16 protein-coding genes and 2 pseudogenes are annotated in these 19,229 nt (G+C 55.8%); 9 read left to right on the top strand and 9 right to left on the bottom strand.

Features of this window, described 5'->3' with window-relative positions; genetic code table 11:
* Nucleotides 1–146: 146 nt before the first annotated feature.
* From ASD03_RS34205 to ASD03_RS34195, 3 genes are all read left to right on the top strand, one after another.
* Nucleotides 147–647, top strand: a complete 501-nt coding sequence (locus ASD03_RS34205) for a PTS sugar transporter subunit IIA (RefSeq protein ID WP_057218461.1) — start codon at nt 147–149, stop codon at nt 645–647.
* 482 nt (nt 648–1,129) lie between these two features.
* Nucleotides 1,130–1,909: an SDR family NAD(P)-dependent oxidoreductase gene (locus tag ASD03_RS34200; protein ID WP_113567599.1), complete on the top strand. Its 780-nt coding sequence runs from the start codon at nt 1,130–1,132 to the stop codon at nt 1,907–1,909.
* A 280-nt stretch (nt 1,910–2,189) separates the two neighbouring features.
* Nucleotides 2,190–2,705 (top strand): sigma-70 family RNA polymerase sigma factor, encoded by a 516-nt coding sequence (locus tag ASD03_RS34195; protein ID WP_057205453.1) that lies wholly within the window; start codon nt 2,190–2,192, stop codon nt 2,703–2,705.
* Between the two features lie 217 nt (nt 2,706–2,922).
* On the opposite strand, the pseudogene ASD03_RS40905 reads toward ASD03_RS34195, so the two are convergent.
* Both ASD03_RS40905 and glgX read right to left on the bottom strand, forming a co-directional pair.
* Nucleotides 2,923–3,030, bottom strand: a pseudogene (locus ASD03_RS40905) (DUF2934 domain-containing protein); the annotation flags it as partial.
* Between the two features lie 126 nt (nt 3,031–3,156).
* Nucleotides 3,157–5,241, bottom strand: a complete 2,085-nt coding sequence (gene glgX, locus ASD03_RS34190; RefSeq protein ID WP_057218458.1) for a glycogen debranching protein GlgX — start codon at nt 5,239–5,241, stop codon at nt 3,157–3,159.
* 1,287 nt (nt 5,242–6,528) lie between these two features.
* Between glgX and glgA the strand changes: the two genes are divergently transcribed.
* Complete coding sequence (glgA, locus tag ASD03_RS34180) at nt 6,529–7,986, top strand: glycogen synthase GlgA (protein ID WP_057218454.1); 1,458 nt, start codon at nt 6,529–6,531, stop codon at nt 7,984–7,986.
* 141 nt (nt 7,987–8,127) lie between these two features.
* On the opposite strand, the gene ASD03_RS34175 is transcribed toward glgA, so the two are convergent.
* The 3 genes from ASD03_RS34175 to ASD03_RS34165 all read right to left on the bottom strand — a co-directional run bounded on the left by ASD03_RS34175 (nt 8,128) and on the right by ASD03_RS34165 (nt 9,609).
* Nucleotides 8,128–8,391: a hypothetical protein gene (locus tag ASD03_RS34175; protein WP_107027308.1), complete on the bottom strand. Its 264-nt coding sequence runs from the start codon at nt 8,389–8,391 to the stop codon at nt 8,128–8,130.
* Between the two features lie 372 nt (nt 8,392–8,763).
* A complete protein-coding gene (locus ASD03_RS34170) occupies nt 8,764–9,375 on the bottom strand; it encodes a response regulator (protein WP_057218450.1) in 612 nt (203 codons plus the stop codon).
* A gap of 30 nt (nt 9,376–9,405) precedes the next feature.
* Complete coding sequence (locus tag ASD03_RS34165) at nt 9,406–9,609, bottom strand: hypothetical protein (protein ID WP_057218447.1); 204 nt, start codon at nt 9,607–9,609, stop codon at nt 9,406–9,408.
* A 158-nt stretch (nt 9,610–9,767) separates the two neighbouring features.
* Here ASD03_RS34165 and ASD03_RS34160 point away from each other — a divergent pair, with 158 nt between their 5' ends.
* A complete protein-coding gene (locus ASD03_RS34160) occupies nt 9,768–10,013 on the top strand; it encodes a KTSC domain-containing protein (RefSeq protein WP_057218445.1) in 246 nt (81 codons plus the stop codon).
* A gap of 245 nt (nt 10,014–10,258) precedes the next feature.
* On the top strand, nt 10,259–10,549 hold the full coding sequence (locus ASD03_RS34150) for a hypothetical protein (RefSeq protein ID WP_057218441.1): 291 nt from the start codon (nt 10,259–10,261) through the stop codon (nt 10,547–10,549).
* Between the two features lie 324 nt (nt 10,550–10,873).
* Here ASD03_RS34150 and ASD03_RS34145 read toward each other — a convergent pair whose 3' ends face one another.
* Complete coding sequence (locus ASD03_RS34145) at nt 10,874–11,839, bottom strand: SDR family oxidoreductase (protein ID WP_057218438.1); 966 nt, start codon at nt 11,837–11,839, stop codon at nt 10,874–10,876.
* A 50-nt stretch (nt 11,840–11,889) separates the two neighbouring features.
* The gene (locus ASD03_RS34140; RefSeq protein ID WP_057218437.1) at nt 11,890–12,504 is read right to left on the bottom strand and encodes an NAD(P)H-dependent oxidoreductase; all 615 of its coding nucleotides are present in this window, start codon (nt 12,502–12,504) and stop codon (nt 11,890–11,892) included.
* A 701-nt stretch (nt 12,505–13,205) separates the two neighbouring features.
* On the opposite strand from ASD03_RS34140, the gene ASD03_RS39555 reads away from it, so the two are divergent.
* Nucleotides 13,206–13,478, top strand: coding sequence for a nodulation protein (locus tag ASD03_RS39555; RefSeq protein WP_146160884.1), 273 nt, complete (start codon nt 13,206–13,208; stop codon nt 13,476–13,478).
* Between the two features lie 133 nt (nt 13,479–13,611).
* On the opposite strand, the gene ASD03_RS34135 is transcribed toward ASD03_RS39555, so the two are convergent.
* Nucleotides 13,612–14,643 carry a PAS domain S-box protein gene (locus tag ASD03_RS34135; RefSeq protein ID WP_082557468.1) on the bottom strand — a complete coding sequence of 344 codons (1,032 nt, stop codon included), beginning with the start codon at nt 14,641–14,643 and terminating at the stop codon, nt 13,612–13,614.
* Between the two features lie 522 nt (nt 14,644–15,165).
* On the opposite strand from ASD03_RS34135, the gene ASD03_RS34130 reads away from it, so the two are divergent.
* On the top strand, nt 15,166–15,555 hold the full coding sequence (locus ASD03_RS34130; protein ID WP_244494725.1) for a response regulator: 390 nt from the start codon (nt 15,166–15,168) through the stop codon (nt 15,553–15,555).
* A 21-nt stretch (nt 15,556–15,576) separates the two neighbouring features.
* Here ASD03_RS34130 and treY read toward each other — a convergent pair whose 3' ends face one another.
* Nucleotides 15,577–18,030: a malto-oligosyltrehalose synthase gene (treY, locus tag ASD03_RS34125; RefSeq protein ID WP_057218430.1), complete on the bottom strand. Its 2,454-nt coding sequence runs from the start codon at nt 18,028–18,030 to the stop codon at nt 15,577–15,579.
* A gap of 319 nt (nt 18,031–18,349) precedes the next feature.
* Between treY and ASD03_RS40900 the strand changes: the two are divergent.
* A pseudogene (locus ASD03_RS40900) lies at nt 18,350–19,195 on the top strand (lysylphosphatidylglycerol synthase domain-containing protein); the annotation flags it as partial.
* Nucleotides 19,196–19,229 lie beyond the last annotated feature (34 nt).

Here is a 19,229-nt window from a genome sequence, read left to right as displayed (position 1 = left end):
GGGGTCTTCCGTTTGTTCATGGTGACGGTGGAACGAAGAAGCGAGTTCGAATGTTCCAACCCACCTGAGCCATGCGGCAGGAACAAGCACCCGTTTGGCGAATTGTACTGGCGGAAACGCACAACTGCCTACGCGTGGAGATTGCCATGAAGGAGAGTTTGTTTTTCTCACCGGACGAAATCATGGTGGGCTTGGTGGCAGACGATGTTGAGACCGTTCTCGAGGCTGGCGCTATTGCCTTGGGGGCAGCGGCTGGAATGCCGTCCCAAGGCATTTACGGACGCCTGCGCGAAAGTGAGCAGCTCGGCTCCACGGCCACTGGGGCAGGCTTCGCACTGCCTCATGCATTTATGACCACGCTACATGAGCCGATGAAGCTTTTGATGGTGCTTCGCGAGCCTGTGCTATTCGATCCACATAACCCACTCACAGCAGTCGATATTGTTGTGATGATGATCTGGCCCGCATTCCGTCAGCAGGGCTTCCTTCCCTCACTCGCACGCCATTCGAGGATTTTCGCGAATATTAGGCTTTTGGAGCGTCTCCGCTCCGCGCGGAATGAGGCGGATGTCATCACGGTACTCACCGGACACAAGCGGGGCACTCCCGCCATGCGCTCCGGCGTCGCAAAAGGCCTGATAAGTTAAATTAACATCGCTCTCTAACTTAGGCCGAAGAAAGACAAAATAGCGATGACCACAACAACGAGGCCTACGAGATAGATGATTTGGTTCATGTCACACTCCTTCGTTCTCATAACAAAACAGCCAGAAAGCCAAACTGTTCCCGAATGTTGCGCCCTGCGCGTATCCGCGCTTGCCACGACGAGCCTGGCCCGGTTTTGTCCGATGCGGAAAGCTCCTTCGATTAAAATATACGTCGGTCTCGCGAAGCAATTTTTGACAAACTTGGAACAGGCTTGGGTGGGCGCTGTTGGAAGCCTGTATCTAGTAGAGAATTGGATGACGCTTCGAATGCACGTACATCTGGCCAAGCAGTATGCTCTACACAGTGCAGGCTATCTTCGCCGACCTACGCCGTTGCGAGCCCTCTTGTGTTCGCATTGGCCATTCACGTCGTGGGGCGCTGAAACACGCCTGCTCAATACCTTCAACAGAAGGATATCAATATGTCGCATTTTTGCGTAGCGCTTGTTACCGGCGCCGGCTCGGGTATCGGCAAAGCAGTCGCGGAGCGACTTGCCCGCGAGAACGTCACCGTTGGTGTTCTGGGACGCAGCGAGAGTGAACTAAGGGAGACATTCAACAAGATTGTAGCTGATGGTGGCAAGGCGATCGTGCTGGTGGCCGATATATCAGATGAAAAACAGATGAGAAGAGCGGTTCAGCAACTGGTTGACGAAACCGGGCGCCTCGATATCGTTGTTGCCAATGCCGGCATAAACGGCGTTTGGGCCCCCATCGATGACCTGCAACCTTCCGAGTGGGATCAGACCATCGCCGTCAATTTGCGCGGAACCTATCTTACGCTGCACCTGACCGTGCCGCATTTCAAAGGATGCGGAGGCGGATCAATCGTTGTCGTATCGTCGATCAACGGCACTCGTACCTTCACGACTCCGGGTGCTACGGCCTATACTGCAACCAAGGCTGCTCAGGTGGCGATGGTGCAGCAACTCGCGCTGGAATTAGGAAAGCACGGCATCAGGATAAATGCCGTATGCCCTGGTGCGATTGCAACCAAGATAGAAGACAACACCAGCCTGCGTGGTGAGAAGGAAACCGTAATTCCGGTGAACTGGCCGGAGGGCGATGTCCCGATAACCGGCGGAGACCCCGGAAGGCCTGATGATGTCGCCGAGGTGGTCTGGTTCTTAGCCTCCCGTGGTTCGCGGCACGTGACCGGAAGCCCCATCTGGGTAGATGGGGGCCAGGGTTTACTGCGCTGATTACGAAGGCTTGGAAGCGCGGCGCATTCGCGCAGGGCCCGTGCGCACTTCCGAGAATCCGTGCGGTACCTCACTACCTTATCAAACAATCCGCGCTCGCCATGATGTAACGCATTTGGTTAAAGACAGGGAGTGCCATCGGCCCGAGATGGTTTAACTAGAAAACAAAGATCAAAAAATCGGCCTAAGACCCGGGATTTGAAGTTTGGGTCGGAACTTTGTTTAGCCGAGAGCATTCCACAGATTGATCTCACGTCTGGCTAGATGAAAGGCGTCGTTCATGTCCACGGTACCCTCCGGCCAACATCAGGTTACAATCCAAGATCAGGTCGTCGATCTTATCCCGGCTCTACGCGCTTTTGCGCGCACATTTGTTTCTGCCAGCCACGAGGGCGATGATCTTGTACAGGAAACTCTGTTTCGTGCGTTGCGCAGCATTGATCGCTTCGAGGAGGGAACTAATCTGAAATCATGGCTCTTCACGATCATGCACAATGTTTTCCGTACGCAATATAAGGTGCGTAAACGCGAGGCCCCTGGGGTGGTCGATTGTGCGGAGATGCCCATCCCCATGGCAGCGCCGCAGGACTGGCACGTGCTGAACAAGGATCTTCGCAAAGCGCTCCAGTCCCTGTCCCCTGAACACCGAGATGTCATAATACTCGTAGCTGGCTATGGTTTAAGTTATAAGGAAGCGGCGGATATTTGTGATTGTGCCATCGGAACAATCAAGAGCCGCCTTAACAGGGCCCGCGATGAGCTAGCCCACGAGATGCAAGGCAACCCGTTGCATTGAAGCGGGTTGCCTCATCGAAAAGGGGCCAGCGGCCAGATCTTGACTTGGAGCCGCCTAAACCATCTCACTTTTGTATGGGTCCCACGCGACCTCGACGATGTTTCGAAGGGCTCGTGCCTCCTGTCTTGGGCACGCGGGCGTCTTCGTACCCGCCAAGCGCGCCGGTGGATCCCTCGGTCTCGACAAAACGATCCCGGGGTTCTTCTTCTGACGAAAATTGGCGACTTGCTTCTTCCCAGTGCCTGGTTTCCTGCCCGTCCGGTCGCCCTTCTTCTTCCCAGATCTGGTAGGCTCGCTGTCTGATGCGTTCGTCCCTGTCATTCATCTAACTCGATCTCCGGCTTCGAATGTTAGCGCAGCGGCAGAACTGGCAGTGCTTGGTTTTGTTCCTTCTTGAGCTGCCAAAATCTATCGCAGGACGCTGGCGGCCGAGAACCGACAGCTTGTGAAATCACGCATCCGCAGCGATTTCCTCAGACAGAAAGACGACGGCGGTCTGACCCGCTACTGTTTCGACGGCGTTTGGTGCTGGACTAACTGCGCCTTCGCCTGCACTGTCAAATATACACTTCCATGCCGAGTGAGCAGGCTTGGGAAGGGCGAAGTCGCAGGGTTCGCCTGCGTTGAGGACAAGCAGGATTTGAGTGCCCGCTAAGGTTCCCGTACCCGTCAGCAAAACACCGAGAGTTTTCCGTTCACCGTCCTGCCAATCACTATCGTTCATGTTCTGACCGTCGGCGCGAAGCCACGTGACCGCAGTTCCATGCTCGTCAGTGAGGTCGCCCGTAGGAAAACGATCGTGCCGCAGGAGCGGGTACGATTTTCTCAAATTGATCGCAGCGCAGCAAAATTCAAAAAACTCGGGTTTCATGTTGCTCCAGTCTATCCATCCAATCTCATTGTCCTGGCAATAGCTATTATTGTTGCCGCCTTGAGTGTTGCTCAACTCATCGCCGCTAAGCACCATCGGCACGCCTTGGCTAAACAAGAGCGTCGCCATCATTGCCCGCCGCCGTCGATTGCGTGCAGCTAGAAGATTCCCGTCTTCCGTTTCCCCCTCAACACCAAGGTTGTCTGAATAGTTATTGGAATGCCCGTCCTGATTGCCTTCGCCATTCGCATCATTGTGCTTCTCGCGGTACGACACGAGGTCACAAAGCGTAAACCCGTCATGGGCAGTGATGAAGTTCACGGAGGATGTTGCGGCTCTGCCCGAGTGATCGAATTGCCTGGGCGAACCAACAAGCCGCTCGGAGAGGGCCGGCAACATTCCGTTGTCTTGTTTCCAGAATCGTCGGACATCATCCCTGAAGCGATCGTTCCACTCGCGGAAGGGGTGCGGGAATCCTCCGAGTTGATACCCGCCCTCACCGATGTCCCACGGCTCGGCTATGAGCTTGACGCCCGCCAGAACTGGGTCTTGTCGTATTGCATCAAAGAATCCCCCCTCCTGGTCGAACTCGTATCCCTCCCTTCCAAGAGTGCTCGCTAAATCAAACCGAAACCCGTCCACATGCATGGCGGTAACCCAGTATCGCAGGCTGTCGAGAACCATGCGCAGGACCATGGGATGAGCGACATTGAGAGCATTTCCAGTTCCTGTGGTGTCGTACGTATGACGCATTTTTTCGGGCGACTGCAAGTAGTAGCTCAGGTTGTCGATGCCACGGAATGACAGGGTCGGGCCCCGCTCCGAGCCCTCCCCGGTATGATTGAAGACCACGTCCATAATCACCTCGATGCCGGCGGAGTGAAAGGCTCTGACCATGGCCTTGAATTCCCGAATGGACCCGTTCGATTGATATCGGGGCTCCGGCGCGAAGTATCCAAGAGGTTGATATCCCCAGTAATTGGACAGTCTCTTTTCAAGCAGATGCCTGTCGTCGACAAAATGCTGAACAGGCAGAAGTTCGATTGCTGAAACACCCAGTTTCTCCAGATGCTCAAGTATCGCCGGATGCGCGATTGCTTCAAACGTGCCCCGGACGTCGTCAGGCACGCCGGGATGCGTCATCGTTAATCCACGTACGTGGGCTTCGTAGATGATGGTGTCGTTCCAGGGGCGACGTATCGCCTCTTCTCCCGACCAGTCGAATTCCGGATCCTGGACTATCGCCTTGGCCATATAGGGAGCGCTGTCTCGCTCATCGAACGACAAATCAATGTCTTTGTGGCCGATTGTGTAGCCGTACAATGCATCATCCCACCGAATGTCACCGAATATCTGTTTGGCATAGGGATCGAGTAGAAGTTTGTTAGCGTTGAAGCGATGGCCCCGCCTTGGATCATAAGGACCATGAACGCGATAGCCGTAAATCGTTCCCGGCCCGATGCCTTCCACATACCCTGACCAGATGTCGCCTTCGCGGTCGGGAAGGGGCATGCGAGCGACTTCCTCTTTGCCGTCGGACGAAAATAGGCAAAGCTCCACCTTCTCGGCGTGGGCGGAAAACAGCGCAAAATGGGTCCCGCGCCCGGTGTACTCAGCCCCAAGCTCGGGCTTTAAAAAGTCAAGCTTCGAGAATGTAAGATCCATGAGAGGTTCCCGAATTTGATGAGCTAAGCGTCGATCGGCAGGATAGCTGGCCAGGCTCGAACGCGCCGACTAAAGTTTTGTTCCCCTAGCGCTCCGACGTCGAGGAACCTTGCCCAATGTGGCGGGTTCTTTGGCGCAACCTAAGGAGAGCTATAATGTCTTTTGATTATGTTACGGGAACCGTATCCCTAAGCTGGGGTGCGGCGATAGTATCGCATAGTAGGGAACTTTTACTGCTGTGGGCACCGCATGAACTGCGCCCGCCCGTTATTGGTGGTCCAGCTATCGCTTGGATGGACTTGGTTTCGATGCGGTTGAGCATATCGTAGATCGCCGAAAACCTTCGTTCCTTAACGAGCTCACGTCTTCGCTGGGTGCACCAGGCAAGCCTTTCGGCAACGCGCTGCGCTGTGGTGCCTACCACGGCGCCCGACAGATTCTGCTGGCGGCCTCACCGCAGCCAAACTGGTAACTGCGAGCAATCAAGAAACTGCTCATTCTTGGTCTTGTAGCCCAGGGCCTCCCAGGCGAATTTCTGAGCTGCCCGCCTCGCAGCATCTCGGTCGGGATACTGATCGGGCAACACATAGTCCCTAGATCCGCACGACAGCAAGGCGCGGCGGCTTAACACGTCAAAGTGAAGTTGTAGGTTTTCGCTTGCTTGCATAAGTCGGCTCCCTGGGCAGCGAACAAACAGCGGGGAAGAAAGTTCCATTCGGAAATTAGAAAACTGTCATCCAAATACCGCGCCAAAATAGACAGTCGGGATCATCGATCCCCACACGTTCCTTGGGAATTTCTCTTTCGGGCGCGCGTAAGGGTTCAATCGGCCGATTTTTGCACTGTCCGCCTTGCCCCTGACCTCCCGCGGTTGTTCGTTTGCTTTGCAACAATCAGGGTAATGGGCATTTTAGCCCTCCTCCTTTAAGCCCCCGGCTTTCGCGGAGCCAGCGATCGGTCCGCATGCGGGCCGTTGGCTGCGACAGCCACCCTCGTCGTCGCGCAGTCCGCGCATCCGAAGTGATTTGAGCATTCGAGTTCGCACGGCGATGAGCTCCAACTCGTCAGTGGCGACAGAACCAACCCCTTACGGCCAGCGGCGCCAGTCGCGAGATCTCTTTGGGCAGCGATGCGATGAATTGATCCGCTGAGAATTCTCGCCCTTGAACACGGCACCCCCGATTGTTCCGTTTTCAGAATCTTCTCCGTCGGAGTTTTTGCGCGGAACATTCCACCCCGGCGCAGTGTTGGAAGTCGGAGTGGTCAGACATTGAAGGGATGACTTCGATGGACATTTTGGCGGTGACGGCTGAGGTATTTCCCTTAATCAAGACCGGCGGCCTCGCGGATGTGACGGGCTCGTTACCCAAAGCACTGAAAAAGTTTGGCGTCCGTGTTAAAACCCTTATTCCGGGATACCGGGCAGTAATGCGCGCTCTGCCGGGCGCTAGATTGGTCAAGACCTACGACGATCTATTCGGTGTACAAGCCAGAATTCTGGCTGCGCAGGCGGCCGGTCTAGATCTTCTTATTCTCGACGCTCCCGAGTTCTTCGACCGGCCCGGCGGCCCCTATCTCAACGAGTACGGGAAAGAGCATCACGATAATTGGAAGCGGTTTGCTGCGTTTTCGAAGGCCGCCAGCGAGGTGGGAGGGAGCGGGGTGAAGGAATGGAAGCCTTGTCTGATTCACGCCCATGATTGGCACTCGGCGCTAACACTTGCCTATCTGAAGTATGGCGAACACTTCGAAGTGCCTCGTGTGTTGACGGTTCATAACCTTGCGTTTCAGGGGCAATTCCCGGCCTGCCATTTCCCGCGCCTCGGCCTCCCCGCTCAATCCTATTCAGAGGCGCTCGAGTATTATGGGGAACTGGGATACCTCAAGGCTGGCTTGGCAGCTGCGGACAAAATAACAGTTGTGAGTCCGACCTACGCCCGCGAAATCATGTCACCGGAAGGCGGGATGGGTTTGGATGGCGTGATGAACGCCCGGCATGACGACGTGATCGGAATAGTCAATGGAATTGACCTTGAAGTATGGGATCCATCCTGTGACCCGTACCTGAACTACCCATTTTCAGCACGCACGCCGCTCAGAAGGCTTGGCAATCGCTACGACCTGCTTGATCGGTTCGGGCTGCCTCACCGGCACGGCCCGGTCTTTGCAAGCGTCAATCGTCTGACCTGGCAGAAAGGCATGGATTTGCTTGCAGACGTTGCCGACGAGTTTTTTTGGAAAGACGGGATGCTGGTTGTGCATGGTCAAGGCGACCCACACATTGAGGGGAAGTTCCTGGAGGCGGCCGAACGGTATCCCCAACATGTTTCTGTCAAGATTGGGTATGACGAGAGCTTGGCACACTTAATACATGCTGGAGCCGACGCGATGCTCGTCCCTTCTCGGTTCGAGCCCTGCGGATTGACGCAGTTGTACGCGCTTAGATATGGCTGCATACCCATCGTCGCGCGCACAGGCGGCCTGTCCGAAACCATCATCGACGCTAATGATGCAGCCGTGCATGCGCAAGCGGCAACCGGCATTCAGTTTCTTCCCATAGACCATCATGGGCTTAGGCACGCGCTGCGAAGGGCCTTCAAGCTCTACCGGCGGCATCGCACGTGGGAACGGCTCCGACGACAGGCTATGAAGACCGACTGCTCGTGGGAACGCAGTGCCGAACAGTACTGCGAGATATATTCGCGGCTCCTGAACGAAAACGCGGAACTGCGCCAAACGGGATAGGCAACTCAACGATTTGGAAGACCCCGATCGCGACCACAGGCGCGAGGAGCAAGGGAGGCAAGAGTCGGGACCGGTGTCGACACTGCGGTGGTGAAACGCTCCGTTCTGGACGCGCTGGAGCCGGACCAACAGGTCAGAAGTTTAAGGCCGGTCTATGAATTTATTGAAACGACTGATCTTTCCATCAGCCGTCCTGTCTTGGTGCAGGAATAGGAGTTTGTTATGATCGAAGATCGTGAAGAACTCCTCCCAAGAGATGGGCTCCAATGTCTCGTCGCGCTCGCCGAAATCTATCCGCAAGATTTCGCCGTTAATGGCTCCCTTCGCCCGTGATGGGCGTCCTCTTCTCTTTTCTGCCCAGGCCCTAATCGTTTCGTGATCGTCGGTCGTATCAGCTTCTTTCACTGAATTCTCCCGTGTTAGCCACATCCAACCGAGCCGAAAGAAGATTGTTCCTCCAAGCGATTTCGGCTTATTGAGATGAACGGGAACATCGGGCATCACCCGTATTCGACAGTTTGCGGGCAGCGATGGGGCCATCGCGCCGACCCACCGGTGTCCGCCGGGGTGCAAGTTGTCGCATCGAGACTAAAGATCCGTGCAAGAGTCCCGTTCGGGTCAGTCGCACGCTCCCCTGCCTCTTATAGTCGTCGCTCCTGACTGGTCCCAGCGCATTGTTTGGGTCCGGCCAACTTAAGGTTTAACCTTGAGATTGTTCTTTTCGAAGGGGCTTGTTTGTTGTGGCGGCCGTGGAACTGGCTGGGTAGTGCCGTAGCGCTAGTTTGGTCCGAATGGCGCCTCTGCAAAAATAGAAAGCATAATCTGGTGCAACCACGCATCCAGAGGCTGCCCATCACCCCTGCTGGAAACCTCTGCAATTGCCTTTTCAAGCGTCCTCTCCACAAGTCGATCCGCAGCCCGCGGCGTCGGAAGCAAAAGCCGTGCCCGCAATCGAAGCCCAGGCACAAGCTCGAGAACGCGCTCTTCTGGCGCTTCGGGCCTCATCGGCGTCAGGCCAGACATCGTTTTCAACCGCTGCTCAAACACTGCATTCAGAAGATCGCTCACACTCGCCGTCTTGCTCACCGTTAGAGCCGTCGAAAATCGCTCCGGAACGTCTATTTCATCGTAGCTGGTAAAAAAAACCACCGGAACGGCCCGCCTGGCGAGTTCGTCAGCCACCGGATATATCAATTCGCCATTCAAGTTTATGTCGAGAACCGCGACATCGATCTCGGGGGTTGCACTCAAACTTTTCAGTGTGCGCTCAACCGACGGCAATGGTCCAATAACAGTTGCGCCAGCCCGCTCGAGCCAGGATGCGATGTCGTCGGCAAGCAAATATTCGTCTTCCGCGACCAAAACGCGCAACGGTTGGCGGGTTGGCATGCGGTGTTTCCTCCTCCAGGCGCCCGAAGCTTAATGCTTCTTAACGCGACTTAGGCTCTTTAAGCCTGCAGAGCTACTTCGCGCGTCGAGTGCTTTTTGCAGGCGGTTCGCCAGCACCAGCAAGCTGTCCGGCGAATCATCGACCAACAGGTTGGCGGTACCCTGGTCCTCGTCCTCAAGGAGGGGGGAGGAAAAATCCTCACCACCGGCGCCGCCTTTTTTTTGAGGTGCCATAAAAGTCGCCTATATTCGTCGCGCTCACATGGCGCCACTAAATCACAATACGCGCTCGCGCTCCGCATGCCAAGACTAGGCCCGGTTGAGGGAACGGACCGTCGGTGCCGGGCGTTTCGTTAGTGCAGCGAGACTTTCAATCAGAACCTGAGAACGCGATGCCTTCCTCCCTCATCGACAAGTTCAATTATGATCCGGCCAGCAAGATATTGTCGATATGGCTCTTGCCGTCCGGGAACCGGTATGATTACCGCGATGTTCCGCCGGAAATCGCGGAACAATTTAAGCTCGCATTCGCCAAAGGCCGCTTCTTCAACTCGTCCATCCGCGGTAAATTTAAGTACACACGGGATAGCGTCTCCACTGCCGTCACCCGCGCATCGCCGCGAGCTGGCTCTCGGTGAAGTGGTTCTATTAGGGATGCGTAGAGGCCTGTTCCGCGTAATCCGGCTCCGTCTTTGCGCTTTGCCCAACGGGATCGACGGCTTCTCGATAACGACCTTGCGAATGTGCGCTGTGGTGGTTTACGCAGTGCCGGGGGCGGTCGGCGCAGGTAAACTGGAGTGCGAGAATGGTGCGGAGTTCGGAACTATTGGGCAGAACTAAGGTTTCTAGGGAAACTTCGATTATTGACCATAGGGAGACCACAATGTCGCTATCTCACCAAATCCCGTCGCCGCGTGAACCCGACCAGTACGAGGGTCGGGAGGCCGACTGTACGGCGGCACTTAGGCCCTTGGTGGCTGATATCGCGACCGCCGAGCCTGAAGCGCTCGTTGCTGCATTAAACGGAAACATGGACAGCCTAGAAAAGGATACTGCTTTGTCTTTCGTTGTCGAAGCCGCGAAATCCGCCGGCTGGGACAGCGAGGAGGTCGGCCCTGCGGTGATGCGATTAGCGCGGGAATACGAGGGCGCAAAGGGCGCCATTTTTGACTGAGGCGCCCTCATATCTCAAAAATTAGGTTGTTCTCGGGTTCCGGGCGCCGCCTCCCGCTGTTCGGCGTCGTCAAGGTCTGTCTTACGATGTAAGTGTCAGCGTGTTGACGCGCGGCTTCGCGGCGAGCATCGATGTTGGCGATCTTATCCGGCAGAATTCGTCCTGTTTGTTCAAAAGATCTCGTTCACTGTCGACAGTAACCGGCTCGATCGTCTTTTTGATGTTTTTGGCATTTTTCATGAGGAAATCCTTTCATACTCTCTCATCGGTGACCCTCGGGATCACCCCTAGGTTCTCCATCGATCACGCCAATGCGGCGGTTGATCAGCGACGTGTCCGAGCCAAGGCGATCGCTGCAAACCCGATGACTACGACTGTAAGAATAGCGAAGGTGGGTAGCGGCCTGCTTGCTCGCAGGCCGCCTTCCACGCCGCCTGGATTTGCGGCAGAGCGAAACAAGTTGCCATGGCTCACCTCTGTGCGAGGCGCGCCCTTCAGATATCTGGCAAGGATACCGGCCATTATTCGTGCCGTACTGTTGGGAGCCAAAAAGTGGCCAAGCCGCGCCAATCTGGCGGGACTGCCGAGAGTCAAGGAAGCGCGCGGATGATTTGCAAGTCGCACGATCGAGCGAGCGGCTTTTCGTGGATCATAGACAGGTGGAGGTACGGTCAGCGCGCGTCCCGTATAGTTAGCGCTGTGTGCAATTCCAGGGGTGTCGAGAAACGTCGGATAGACGTCGCAGATATGGATGTCGCGATAGGGTGCTAACTCCGCTCTCAGCGACTCGGTAAGCCCTTTGAGTCCGAATTTGCTGGCGGAGTAAGCAGCAGCATAAGGCGCTGAGGCGAACCCGCCGAGCGAGATCATATTGATGAATGTACCATGCTTCTGGCGTTTGAAAATGGGTACGACCGCATAGGCGTCGTTGAGATGCCCGATGAGGTTCGTTCGGATCACCTGCTCATGGGCTTCCTGCGGCGTCTCGTCAAATTTTCCCACCGCACCGACGCCCGCGTTGCTAAACCAGACATCGATTTCGCCAAAGCTTAGAGCCTTCTGTGCGAGCTGGCGCACCTCATCCGCCTTGGTGACATCGGTGGGTACAACTAAAACTTCGGCGCCCAGTTCCCGGCAGCGCGAGGCCACAGAATGGAGTGCTGATGCGTTGCGCGCTGCGATCACCAATCGAGCACCGCGGCGAGCAAATTCTTCAGCGGTCGCCTGTCCAATGCCGGATGATGCGCCAGTGATGACGACGACTGGGTGGTGGGGTCTCTGTTGCAGCATTTGCACATCCTCATACGATTTATGGCGTTCGAACGTCGGCGCAGACGGGCTCAGTCGCCTTCGCCGGGGTAACGTGCGTTGGACAGCAAACGAGCAAGATGGCTAGTGTTGCGCGCGAGCATGCCCGCCATCGTTTGCACGGCCTCCGGAACTTGCTTTAGGTCTATGAAGTTTTGGCTACCCATGGCTTCGCCGACCCAGTAGCAAACAGCATTCGCCGGAATCGTAAAACCGACATCGTTCAGCGCCTGGAACAGCTCAGCCGAAACATGGTGAGCTCCATCTTCGTTTCCGACGACTGCCACGGCTGCGACACGTCCACAGGACACCATACGTCCCTGCTCGTCAGTCTCGTCCAAAAACGCATCCATGCGCTCAAGTGCCCGCTTGGCCACGCTCGAGGGCTGTCCGAGCCATATAGGCGTTCCCACGATTAGTATGTCGGCGGCTAGGATCTTTTCGCGGATCTGCGGCCATTCATCACCTTCGCCCTCGTCAGATTTTACTCCAGGCAGAATGGCACGATCAGCGAGCTGGATGGTTTCCGTCTCTACGCCGTCTTTTTTCAGTTTCTCGGCAATCAGAGACAGGATGCGTTTGGTTGATGAAGCGTCTGACGGCTTAGTTTTCAGAGTACAGTTCAGGGCGATTGCATTCAGCGACATAGGGTGAAGCCTCCTTCGTTTGGTTCAAAGATTGTCAGCAAGCCCAACGCTCCACGCTCAACCCTTAGCTCGCCAAAGGGTTCCGAGAACTGCGCGGTTGGGGCCTGGTGAAGCGCCCAGCGGACTGCGCTGATGCTCGTGTTCTCGACGCACCTCAACGTAGCCGCTTCGCTCCGGCCCGTGGCAGGCAGTTGAAGACCGAGGCTTGCAATTTTGGAAGTTGCGCGCGTCGCTCTTACGTCAAAGCGTTTTGGCTACCCGCAGGGTTGATGGGACGCAAGGGTTCGGCGCCACGCACTGGCCGCCCAAGAGCGAGAACGTTCGGCTATGTACAGAGCAGAGCAGAGTGTTACAGTGCTGCGTGTAACTCGGGAGGTAGGAATTCCAGCAGTTTGCGGGCGGTCCAGCCATCAACATGTCTCGCCCGGCTCACGACCGCGTCCTACTGCATCGCTTAATCAAATCGACGCATCGTTTGCTGAAATCTCGCGTACATGATGTCTGACCGATCCGCATAACAAAAGTTCTCTAGCTTTGGGAACGACCTGCTACCACTTGCCCGCGCAAGCACTCTCAAGAAAAATAGAGCCCAGGACTTGGGAACATGACTTGCATTCTGTTGTTGGGATAGCTCTGGACGCGCGGCTGAGTACAGCACACAACTGAGGCGCGCGAGGCCAATTATCAGCTAGGGCAGTCGGATGAACCTCGAATACATAGGACGCCAGCGGCTAAAGTTGCGTCTACCCGATCGGCGCGGTGCACTAATCGGCGTGTCGACATCAGCGCTCAAACAATTATGCGTGGCTTATGCAAAAGCGGCCATTTTCCGCGATGAATTGCGCGCGATGAGGGGTGCCGACCACAATCTTATAAGGGAATACGACCTCGTGTGTCGTGAAATCGAGGAAGATGTCGTGCGCCATCTGGCACTTCAAGACGATCGCAAAGCCTCTCCCACAACGGGCCGCTAAGCTGCTTTGCGACAAGCCTGTCGCCGGCTCCTGGGACGATCTTGATGATTATATGCGCCGGTCACCACTGAGCTGATGGGACATCGCTACATTCGGGAGCTCCGCTCATGGCAACGCGGATTGGCTAGAAGGTTCAGTCGGCAAGCGGATTACCTTTCACGGTGAAACCGCCCAGTTGCCCGTGCAGGGACCAAAGAAATCGGGACTTTTCGTACACAACCTCGGCGACGGAGTTGAGCGCCTGCGGTGCAACTCTCCTGAGAACTACGGAGCCGAACCCGGAACGGAGTTCACCTGAAGACGGGAACTGTCCCAATGTTTGTTCGTCCCAACACACTCTGAACGACGGCACGTTGTCGGGCACTTCAACTCGCCACGATATCTCGATCTTTCCAGGTTTGCCGCTCAGGACGCCGTGCCGCGCAGAGTTTAGTGCCAGTTCGTGGAGCGCCATGCCCAGATTTTCGACGGCGGTTGGTGTTAGCATGATGGCGGGGCCGGCAAACATAAGCGCTTCATCCCGGCCGAAGGGCTTGAGCTGAATGGCGACAAGATCAGCCATCGTGGCACCTTCCCAATCCGCCGATACGATTAGGTCGTGTGAGGCTGAAAGTGCCATGATCCGCTGCGCGATATGACGCTCGAACGTGGGGCGGTCGTAATTGCCCTGTGCAGTCTGACGGATCATAGACAAGATGATCGCATACTGGTTTTTGACGCGGTGGTTGACCTCGCGCAGAAGAATGCGAATGCGCCGTTCACGATCTTTAGTGGCAGTTATATCGCGCGCGATCGCAGACGCGCCGACGATTTTGCCCGCAGCGTTCCTGATCGGTGACACGGTCAACGAAATCGCGACATAAGTCCGATCCTTGAGTTGCCTCACTGTCTCAAACGCCGAAATTCGATCACCTCGGCTGACCCGTGCCAGGATTGCACGTTCCTCCTCCTCAAGATGGGGCGGAATAAGCTTAAAAATCGAGGCTCCTATCATTTCATTGGCACTGTAGCCAAAAAGCTGTTCGGATGCCCTATTCCAGGTACGCACGGTGCCATCGAGGTCTTTGCTAATGATCGGATCGAACGAGGAATCGACAATCGCAGCCAATCTGGCCCGATCGAGTTCCATGGCATCGACGTGAGTTTCGCTTCTTTCCGAGTCCATATCAATCGATCGCCCGAGTGTCCCGCCGCATCAATGTGTTCCGGCATGGCGTAAACGACCTCAGTGACCGAAGGTTCCGACCTGGGCAGTCGCAGTAACCGAATGACAAGCTCAGATTTTGATTAGTGAGGGAATACCATCTGATCGGTCAGCCGGTTGTTTGTCTGGAATTTAGCGGGTAGGAAACTTTCAGTTTGGGTAGGCGCAGTTGTCCTTCGGCGCCGCTTGGGCCCTGGCGCCGCCGCGGAGCGTCGCTATGTGCGAATTACCGAAAAATGCGGCGAGCCCGTGAAATTTGGTCGGACCGCAGTCTCTTCTCCAGATGCTATGAACTTCCTTCCGCATGCATGTTGAAGAATTCCGATCGGCTCGTGCGAACAAACTTCGCCTTAACTGGTTGGGGAGTACATCTATCTATTCCGCTCATGCGCAGGCGCGCTGCCGGCAGCGATTGATTGGAGGAATGATCCATCCCGTCGCTGCGTACAACAATCGACGCCCTGTACGGAAAGGAGAGCCGTGTTGAACACGTCCGTGCCTTGGAGTTCGTGTTTCGCTGGCAAGCGTGTCCTTGTCGTTGAGGACGAGTTCCTGCTTGCCGACGAAACCCGACGCCAACTCGAGCAATTGGGGGCGATCGTGGTGGGTCCAACTCCGCAAGTCACCGCAGCGCTTGTGCTCATCGACAAGCAGATGATCGACGTTGCAATCCTTGATATCCTGCTCGATGGTGTCGAAGTTTTTCCGGTCGCCGAGCGTCTCAGGGAACGCGGTATTCCTTTTGTCTTTGCGAGCGCGTTCGGATCGTCCGCCATACCAGAGCGTTTCAAAGGGTATGTTCTTTGCGACAAGCCAATAGAGCTCGAGAATATCGCTCGTGGGCTCTTTGAGCCAACCATTCGAGACCACTGACCCGGGTTCGCTTGTTTGAGTTCAGGTCTTTTTGCTGGAAGTCAGAAGCGCGACTGGGCCGTTCGACAGAAGCGAGCCGATGCGGAGTGTATGGCTAGCAAACAATCGGTCGGTCAGGAGGTCAATACTTTCTGGATGAAATCGTTTCGGCAGCAATACTGACGTATCGCCCCAAAAATCTTTTCCGGCCGTTAAGGTGACGGGCTCAACGTTATTTAGCATCCGCACCGAGGCGATAGCTATGACATGGTGATCTGGGTTCCAGCGCGCAAACGCCAATACATGGTCTTTTCGCTCCCCAACCGGGATCAATGGCAGATAGTCGCCCTCGGCAAATAATGCCGGCCATATGCACCTGAGGCGAAGGCCCTTGGCAATCAGCTGAAACTTGGCTGTGGCTGGAGCTGATGGATTTTTACCAGTGTGCGGATAGCCGGTTTCAAGAGGGTACCGGTTGTCGGGGTCAACGAGCGCGTACTGCAGATATTCGCTGCCCTGATAGAAATCTGGGATCCCGGGTACGGTCAACTTCATCAAGGTGACACTGAGCGAATTTACAAGGCCGGCGAGCATAAAAGGTTCGCAGAAGCCATGAAACTCCCGCAGGAATGTAGCATTATCAGTCGCGAGCAACGCCGAGGCGTAGTCGGAGAGCTGCGCCTCATATGCGACATTCACACTCTCCCATGACGTAGCGACCTTTGCCTCGCGAGCGGCTTTTATCAAGTAGGCTGTGAACCGTTTTTGCAGACCATTTATCGCATCGGGGGAAAGATCGACGGGCAGCACTGCAAGGAGTGCTTGAAAAATCATCCACTGGACGTTTAGTGCAACCAAAGGCGTCTGGAAGCGCGTCGTACTGGTTACCCATCTGTCGAACTGCAACGACCACGCTTCGACATCCTCCCCGATGGTAAATAGCCTTGCGCGGGCATCCTCGCTCCATTTGGTGTCATGGGTGGAGGTGGCGGTGAGGCCCGCCGGCTGAAGGGCCAGACGATCCCGCATGCGTCGGTGAAATTCTTCAACGCCGCCATGGGCAATGTGGGCCTCGCAGCCCACCTCATTGACTGCCAGGCAACGCGTATACCTGTAAAGGAGTGTATCCTCGACCGCCTTCGCCACGATGGGACCGCTCAGCTGCTGGAAACGATTTAGAAAAGCCATTGACGTTTCTGATCCGCCGCTTGCCGACAGCAGATGACTGACCTCAGATAGTGAACTGGCATCCCTCACATGGTCGGATGCAACAGCGATTGCCTGAGCAAGCACCGCATCGTCTTCCTGAGTGCGGGTATTCTGGGTGAAGTAAGTCCTATAGCGCGGAAAAGCGATCAAAAGCTCCTCGAGCGCCTGTCTAAAAGCCGGCGCTTGGCCCGTCCCAGGTTCGGCAATTTTTACAAGACGAGTGACCTCACCAACGAAATGTTTGCGCACCATCTGCCATTGAGCCGCCCGCCGTTCGGTGTCGATGTCACTGTTCTGCGGCGCGATCTTGCGATAGGCTTCGTCAAGTTCGCAAGGACCACAGGGCGGAAGAAAAACCGCGCTCGATGCGGCAATGAATTCGTAACCGGTTGTTCCCTGTACTGGCCACGCAGGCAATCGCTCTCCCTCAACCAGAATTTTTTCCACGACGATGAAAACGTCTGGTCCAACGGCGTCGCGTAACCAGTCCAGATAACCTGCCGGATCCACCAGGCCGTCAATATGGTCGATCCGCAGACCCGACACTTGCCCACTTGCCACTAGCTCCAGTACCAGTCGATGGACGTGGTCGAGTACCTCTCTCTTATCCATTCGAAGTCCAACCAACTCACTGACTTCAAAGAAGCGCCGGTAGGACAGCCGGTGCGCTGCCTCCTTCCATGGGATCATTTCCCAAGGCTGTGAAGCGTGGAGCGATCTCATGAAGTCGTTTGATTGCGACAATGTATCCAGTTGGGTCGACTGCAGGAGGGATGATGTGGCGCCGCTCAGTGTCAAAGGATAGCAAACGTCGCGATACCTTATGCTCGCTTCATTGCCATCGGTTGCAAGAGAAAATGCGCCTGTTCCGACTTCCTGAGAGAAATCCTGTTCGAGAATGGGCAGCGTCAGACGGCGGCTCCAATCTATATCGAAATAGCCGGAGTAAGCGCTTTTCTCACCCTGCGCCAAAACGTCCCGCCACCACACGTTCTCGAGCGATGCGGCCATGTGATTGGGCACGATGTCGAGGAGGATTTGCAAATTGTAACGTCGCAGGACACTGCAAAAGTCCTGAAAGCCGTCACTTCCCCCCAGGCATGGATCAATCTCGTTGAAATCGGTCACATCATAGCCATGGGTGGACCCTTTTGCCGCTGTCATGAGCGGCGAGGCATAGACATGGCTTACACCGAGCCGCACGAAATGTGGAACCAGTTCGGCCGCGCGGGCGAAGTCCATGCCTTGGCGAAACTGTACGCGGTAGGTGGAGGAAGGAAGGATCATGTGCGCGGCTTCCGAATGGGAGGTCAACGCGGGTAAAAGCGGCTGTATCCGTAAAGGTTCCAGCTTGCCCCGCCTCCAACTCGCTGAAAAGCAGCTACGAAAACGACATCGTGACGTGTAGGGATTTGAGCTTGCAAAACATCAATTCCCGAACGCTCGTTTTGGCCTGTTGATAGTGAGCATCATCGATCCGCCTCGAAACCTAGCTCCCACAAACTCCAAAACTGCCCGCTGCTCGCCCAATCGAAACTTTCGACCCAATGGAACCTGTCGACTTTGCTACCGTTCACCCATCGTGGAACGGAGGACTTAAAACGATATGCGCCTACTTTTCAGGATCGCAATCAGTGTCGCGGTTTGCGGAGCGATCTTCCTACTCTACCAAACCCTGCGCGAATACACCTTCACCGAGATCATCGACGCGCTGGGCACGCTCCCCAGCAAGAACGTTGCGCTCGCCCTTTGTTTCGCCGCCGGTTCGTACCTTTGCCTGTCATGCTTCGATGCGCTTGCTGTTCGCTACGTCGGCAGGTCGCTGGCGTTCCATCAAACAATGTTAGCCTCGTTTGTGAGCTTGTCCATTGGTCACAATGTCGGCGTTGCCGCCTTGAGCAGCGCGGCAGTGCGCTACAGGTATTATTCGCGATGGGGCCTTACGACAGGGGATGTCGCTCTTATCGTCTTCTTTTGCGGGACAACGGTAGCCCTGGGGCTTTCCACGCTTGGTTCTTTTGCTCTGTTCCTGCGCGCAGCCGATGCCGCATCGATGATGCACATTGCTGAACGCACGGTCTATGGGGTTGCAATCATAGCTGCCCTGGTTCCGGTCGGCTATCTGATGCTTGCCGCGACCCTGCGCCGGCCGGTGCGGTTTCGCCAAAGGAACTTCAGGTTCCCCTCGCTTCACTTAGCAGCGTTCCAGATTGTGGTCGGCTCGTTGAACTTTGCGTTTGTTGCCGCCTGCTTGCATCAAACGCTTTCAGCCTTCACGCAAGCAGCCTATTTCAAGGTTGCCACCGTCTCAATCATTGCCAATGTGGCGGCAATTATCAGCCATGTGCCTGGTGGGCTCGGTGTGCTTGAAGCCACGGTCGTGCAAATTCTTCCGGGCGTGACCTCCCTCGCCGCTGTAATTGCCTTCCGTGTGATTTATTATTTCATTCCGATCATGATTGGCCTCCCGTTGCTTGGGCTGAGCG

This window comes from Ensifer sp. Root127, assembly GCF_001425225.1.
GTDB classification, from domain to species: domain Bacteria; phylum Pseudomonadota; class Alphaproteobacteria; order Rhizobiales; family Rhizobiaceae; genus Ensifer; species Ensifer canadensis.
This window is presented reverse-complemented; position numbering and strand designations above follow the sequence as displayed.

Excerpts from the sequence above, each read along its gene's own strand:
- ASD03_RS39555 (WP_146160884.1), top strand. The coding sequence starts at position 13,206 with ATGAACCTCGAATACATAGGACGCCAGCGGCTAAAGTTGCGTCTACCC.
- ASD03_RS34145 (WP_057218438.1), bottom strand. The coding sequence starts at position 11,839 with ATGCTGCAACAGAGACCCCACCACCCAGTCGTCGTCATCACTGGCGCA.
- glgA (WP_057218454.1), top strand. The coding sequence starts at position 6,529 with ATGGACATTTTGGCGGTGACGGCTGAGGTATTTCCCTTAATCAAGACC.
- ASD03_RS34195 (WP_057205453.1), top strand. The coding sequence starts at position 2,190 with ATGTCCACGGTACCCTCCGGCCAACATCAGGTTACAATCCAAGATCAG.
- glgX (WP_057218458.1), bottom strand. The coding sequence starts at position 5,241 with ATGGATCTTACATTCTCGAAGCTTGACTTTTTAAAGCCCGAGCTTGGG.
- ASD03_RS34160 (WP_057218445.1), top strand. The coding sequence starts at position 9,768 with ATGCCTTCCTCCCTCATCGACAAGTTCAATTATGATCCGGCCAGCAAG.
- ASD03_RS34135 (WP_082557468.1), bottom strand. The coding sequence starts at position 14,643 with ATGGACTCGGAAAGAAGCGAAACTCACGTCGATGCCATGGAACTCGAT.
- ASD03_RS34150 (WP_057218441.1), top strand. The coding sequence starts at position 10,259 with ATGTCGCTATCTCACCAAATCCCGTCGCCGCGTGAACCCGACCAGTAC.
- ASD03_RS34165 (WP_057218447.1), bottom strand. The coding sequence starts at position 9,609 with ATGGCACCTCAAAAAAAAGGCGGCGCCGGTGGTGAGGATTTTTCCTCC.
- ASD03_RS34140 (WP_057218437.1), bottom strand. The coding sequence starts at position 12,504 with ATGTCGCTGAATGCAATCGCCCTGAACTGTACTCTGAAAACTAAGCCG.
- ASD03_RS34205 (WP_057218461.1), top strand. The coding sequence starts at position 147 with ATGAAGGAGAGTTTGTTTTTCTCACCGGACGAAATCATGGTGGGCTTG.
- ASD03_RS34200 (WP_113567599.1), top strand. The coding sequence starts at position 1,130 with ATGTCGCATTTTTGCGTAGCGCTTGTTACCGGCGCCGGCTCGGGTATC.
- ASD03_RS34170 (WP_057218450.1), bottom strand. The coding sequence starts at position 9,375 with ATGCCAACCCGCCAACCGTTGCGCGTTTTGGTCGCGGAAGACGAATAT.
- treY (WP_057218430.1), bottom strand. The coding sequence starts at position 18,030 with ATGATCCTTCCTTCCTCCACCTACCGCGTACAGTTTCGCCAAGGCATG.